3 protein-coding genes are annotated in these 5,676 nt (G+C 34.2%); all 3 read right to left on the bottom strand.

Annotation, left to right across the window (positions count from 1 at the left end; translation table 11 throughout):
• Positions 1-3,331, bottom strand: a 3,331-nt coding sequence (locus K9N40_12980; GenBank protein MCF7815382.1) for a hypothetical protein, incomplete at its 3' end; no start/stop codon positions are given.
• Positions 3,332-3,341: 10 nt separating this feature from the next.
• Complete coding sequence (locus K9N40_12975; protein MCF7815381.1) at positions 3,342-4,358, bottom strand: PDDEXK nuclease domain-containing protein; 1,017 nt, start codon at positions 4,356-4,358, stop codon at positions 3,342-3,344.
• On the bottom strand, positions 4,355-5,676 hold a 1,322-nt coding region (locus tag K9N40_12970), incomplete at its 5' end, for an SWF/SNF helicase family protein (protein ID MCF7815380.1). The genes K9N40_12975 and K9N40_12970, both read right to left, overlap by 4 nt.

Genomic DNA, 5,676 nt, shown 5'->3' with positions numbered 1-5,676 from the left:
GTTCAATGTTTCTAACATGTTTTCGATTAGTTTCCAATTCTTTTTGTGATTCATTATCAAATGAACAGTCTATTTCGGTTTGTAATTTCTCCAGCTCCTCATCACTCATATTAAGCTTTGCTAACTCCTCCACACTCATATGCTCATAATCTTCTTTGCTCAAACCAAACTGAGACAAAACACTATCCAATTCAGGATCGACTATCTTTGCTTCTTCATAAGTGAGTTCATAAAGTTTGTAAACCATTAGGTCGAGTTGATCTTCCAAATATTGTGTGATTCTTCCACCCTTTTTTTCATCAATAATTTTATCAATTAATTCTTCGAACAAACATTTATTTTCACTGTCTTTTATTGGTAATTTACCGATGTATGCATTATCTAAATCAGTTGTTCTTATAGCTGAACAAAAAATGAACTTGTATAAATACCAACTTAACAATTTACTATTGAGTAGTGAAAGGATAAAATTATTTGAAAATTTACGATTAGTTATTATTGTATTTTCTACTGTATCTACACCAAATATAGATCCATTTTTATCTACTGTTGAAGTGATTTTCATATGTGGGTATGGATTTTGAATATGTGCTACTAACCTTTGAGAAATTATCTTTGGGCACATTAAACTTCTTGCTTTTTTATTTGAATCAATGAGCTCTTTATCTAAAAAGCCTTTAAAATTATTTATGTAATATTTTTGAATATTTTTACCACCTATCGCTTTAATATCTCCAGTAGATTTAAGATGTTTTTGAAATGTTAATCCTCTTGTAGTTTTCGATATTTGACTCATTTCAATTACATTTTTGAATTTGTTATTAACAATAGATAGTTCAAATTTATTAACATCACAAATCCAAGCCTTTAATTGCCTTACAATTGATTTATCAATTATATTAACTTGATCAATAGTATTTCCATTATATTTTAGTGATTTATAAGTCTTAGATTTCATCGAAGAAAAAGTGAATGAAACCTGTTCAAGTAAAACATCTTCAAATCCTTTTTCCACATCGAGCAAGGATGAAGTACGAGTTAATAATGCGAGAACCAAGCTAAACCATCTTCCCGAATAAAGAAGAGATTTTGGAACAATAAGTGTTAATGTCCCATCTTCTGCTAAATACTTATTTTTACTATAATCAATGAAATACGAAGCAGAATTTGAATTTTTTGTATCTATTAATTGTCTCTTTATGTACTCTTTTTGAGTTGAAGGTATATTTACACCATAAGGAGGATTTGCTATTATAACATCAAACCCATCGCTAATTCCAAACATCCAACTGGGATCAAACCATCCAGAAGCTTTGTCTTCAAAAGGATTCCAACTGATCAATTTATTGAAATAGTCAGAATGGATTTGGTGCTCTATGATAATGTTATAAAGTTTCTTCTGGATATCCTTAATTTTATTTTCTAACTGAGCTTTTTTAGATTTGTCGAATTCATAAAAATACTGCTCACGAACTTGTTCCATATCGGTCACGCATTCTTCATAGGCATGTTTGATCATCCAGTCATCTAAATCAGGTGTTTTCCCTAATCCAATGAGAGTATTGGCTGTTACAAATTTGAAAGATAAGTTTGGAAGCGGATGGATATTCCTGTTTGCCTTTTCATCGATTATGTTTTCATCTACGATGAGAGTAAGGAATAAACGCAGCTTGGAAATTTCAGTAGCAATAGGTTGTATATCAACTCCATAAATAGCATTCTGGATAATTCCCATTTTGTGTTTATATTTCCAGTTTTCATTCATCAGTTTATCTTCCAAAGTCTGCCGCACCAGTTTATTGGGGATTTTATCCAATTGTCGAATTACCCATTCAATTGATTCAGGATCAACTTTCTGTAAAATGAGCAGCATTTTCTGCAGGATACCCATAGGGAAAGCTCCTGAACCACAAGCAGGATCGAGCACCTTTATCGCATCCAGAGCATCTATTACAGCAATTTTTTGTTCTTTAATCAGCTCCGTTCCTTCAATGTTGTAATCCAGTAATTCACGAATCTGCTTTTCCAATTGAGATTGCTTCGGAAGTTCATTCGAAGAAGATTCCTCGCAATGACTGGCAAGGTTTTTACTTTGTTCAGGAAATTTGGGAGAAAGTTTGGTGAGTAAGTACAGGATGAGTGATTCATCCACCATGTATTCCACAATGGGGCGAGGAGTATAGTAACTTCCGGTGGCTTTTCGAGCTGTATTACCTGTTTCGGGATTGATTTCCGCCAGCAGGTTTTCAAATATTCTACCCAGCATTTCAGGATCAACAGACAAATCAATATCAATAGATGTATTCTCATCGATAGTGAAGTTATAGGTTTCCAATAGAGTGATAAATTCTTCTAACCACTCGTCAGGGATTACCAAATTATAAGATGGTTTATATTCTTTCTCCATAGGTGAATATCGGTAATAATCTTCATGCAGATTGGGATCGAATAAACCACCGTTAAGAAACGGAATTAGATCAAACTCACTACTACGGAAATCATCTCTTCTTTCATCGATTGGAGTATTCAATAACTCAAAGAATAATGGCTCAATAGCTTTATGATAATAATCCCTTTCAATTGCATCGGATGAAAGTATGTTTTCCGGTATTAAAGGTATTCCGGCATCTGATTTTTTCTTTTTGAGGAACCAGCAGAAAACCAAGCGACCAACCAATCTTACGCTGAATTCCTGCATGGTTTGATGATCGTTGGTTGATGGGAGCTTTAGCATAGGTGTAAAATCAAATTTCTTGGAACCTTGTTTAACTTTTCCTCCGACCAGTTTGTAAAATAATCTTTGAATTCCATGATAGAATTCTTTGTTCACAACTTCAATAGAGAATCTACCTTGCAGATCATCAAAATCTTTAATTCTGCCTTTCTCAAAGAGGAATTCCTGCGGAGTATGGATTTTTGCTTCTTCTCCTAAGAAGAATGAGAAACGCTTGGGATTGGAAAATCTATATTTTACATCTTTCCCTTCCAGTTTAAGATCAAGTGTTATAAGTGAGAAGCGATAGTTATTGGAATTTTCGGAGACAAAGAAGAAGAGCGCTTTGCTCAGTTGATGTTCTGCCATCAAACGGAATGCATCACGAGATACACCGATGCGAGGATCAAATTCGGATTCATGTTTTACTTCGATAATAGCCAGATCTCCCAGCGATTCACAATCGCCAATCCAATAGGCTTGAGGTTTGATATATTTGGATTGGAAATCAATATCGATCTGTTCTCTCCGCAGAGAAAAATCACTTGGTAAGAACTGATTCTGCAGGAAATTAATCCAGGTTTCTCTAGAATAGTTTGAATTCAGGAAGTTTTTCATTTTCATCGTCCTAGTATTTATTTATCTCATTTTCAATCAGTATTCTATCTTTATTCAGTTCATTTTCCAACTGTTTTTCAGTAGGTAGATATAATTTATATTTGCTGGCAAAGAGCTGTTTATTTTCAGCTAATATGGAATATTTGGCAACAGCTTCGTTCTTTTCGCTGCATAAAATAAGTCCGATAGTAGGATTATCATCTTGAGCCCGAACATTTGCTTCATAAATTCTGATATAAGTATCCATTTGACCAATATCCTGATGCGTAAGTTTGCCTTTTTTCAAATCTATAAGCACAAAACATTTCAGGATGAAATTATAGAAAACCAGATCAATATAAAAATGTTCACCATCCAGATTGATATGTTTTTGACGACCTACAAAGGAGAAACCTCTGCCCAGTTCCAGCAAGAATTTCTGCAAATGATCGATAAGTGCGGTTTCCATTTCATTTTCAGTGTATTGTGGTCTATTTTCAAGCTGTAGAAATTCTAATACATAAGGATCTTTAAGGATGTTTTTGGGATTGTTTTTTTCTGTTTTCTCTTTTGCTTCTTTAATAACCGCTTCTTTAATCTTACTGCTCAATAATCTTTCATAATAGAAGCTGTTAATCTGTCTTTCTAATGCTCTGGTTGACCAGTTTTCTTTGATAGCTTCCTGCAGATACCAGAATCTGGCAGATTCTTTTTCCACTCGCAGCAAGTGACGATAATGCGTCCAGCTCAATTCGAGACTCACTGAGTCTTGTTTTGGGAAAGATGCATAAAATTGTTTCATTTTCCGCAAGTTTGTAACATCAAATCCCTTACCAAAGTTATTGGTCAATTGCACAGAAAGGTTCTGCAAAATTTCTTTGCCGTAATTGGCTCGGTAATTACCGTTGAGTTCATCTTTCACAATGAGCTTACCGATTTGCCAGTAAGTGATAACCAAAGTACTGTTCACGTTTCTGCGAACTTGATTTCTGGCATTTTCGATAATTTTTGAAATTTCATTGTATAAATTATTTTGCAAGTTTTTCATATCAACTCCTCCGATAAGATCAGAGTTTCAGATCCTTCATCAATCTGTTTAGCAGCTTTGATGATCTTATCAAGATAGCTGTGTGGAACTTCTTTCATTAATTCTTTTATATCTTGATCAATCGATTTTGTATCGATTATCCGAATAATACTATAAACACCATCCGGTAGGGAATTAAGCTCTTTTCCTACAGTATAAAGGTCTTGCAGATAGTCTTTCTTCTTGGGTACAGCAGTAATCAAAGCTTTTAATTTATTTAGTGTACGAGCCCTTTTGCCTTTGGTTGATACTTTGGATTTATTAATATACATATTTTCTTTAACATTCTGATAAATTGCGTCAAATGTATCTGAGACAACCTTTGGTTGTTCTGTAAGTTCAGCCTTGAACAGTTTAAGAGCTTCTTCTGCTGTGATAGCTTCGGAATCTATATTACTGATTCCTAACCGGAAGGTGAAGTCCTCACCTTTCTTACCAAATACAAGAACACCTGCTCTGTCTTTTTTCACTGTTCTTCTGGTTCTGCTTCGATGTTGGATAGCTTTGGCTTTATCAAGAAGTTCCGGTTTACCACTGAGGATATTGTAGTATTCATTTTGATATTCCACATCCCAGGATTCGCTTTCCTGAGTTTCCAATGCTTTGCTATATTGCTCGTGGAAGTACGAAACCAGTTGTTCTTCATCGGTTAGAACTTGTGTATCTTCTCCGAGAAGTGTGTCTATCATAGCTTTTTTGAGAGTGGAGATCTCTTTTTTTCTGATGTGACCTTCACCAATTTCAGTTGGGAAATAATTGTAGATATAAAGTTTTTCAAAAAGCATCTTGCCAATACGATTTATACGACCAACTCTCTGAATTACTCTGGTTGGATTGTAAGGAATATCATAGTTGAAAATTGTACCAGCTCTGTTCAGGTTAATACCTTCTGAAAGAGCATCGGTAGTGATTATTATGTTATATTTGTCTTTCTGAACTTCAGATGAAGCATCGAAATTTTCTTTGATAGTTCTTCTTATTTTGTTCGATTCGGCACTGGAATAGTAGATTGCTTTGATAACAGGATCATTCTTGATGTTATCGAAAACATATCTGGCTGTATCGGTGTATTCACTAAAAACAACGATCTTCCTCTTGGGATCTTCTTTGAGCTGCTTTACAATTTCCTTTTTGAAATTGTCTAATTTTGGATCCTCTTTAATGCCATCTTCAAACCAGTTTTTATGAATCTGTTTGAGTAACTTCAAATCATGCTTAAGATGGATAATAAAGGATTTCTTGAGTTCATCTTTAGGAATGAAAACAAGACCTTTTTCAT

This window comes from Candidatus Cloacimonadota bacterium, from assembly GCA_021734245.1.
Lineage (GTDB): Bacteria > Cloacimonadota > Cloacimonadia > Cloacimonadales > TCS61 > B137-G9.
Note: the sequence above shows the minus strand (reverse complement) of the source record. Positions and strands in the feature narration are given on the sequence as shown.

What these genes read in the sequence shown, in the direction of transcription:
- K9N40_12975 (MCF7815381.1), bottom strand. Translation starts at nt 4,358, where the DNA reads ATGAAAAACTTGCAAAATAATTTATACAATGAAATTTCAAAAATTATC.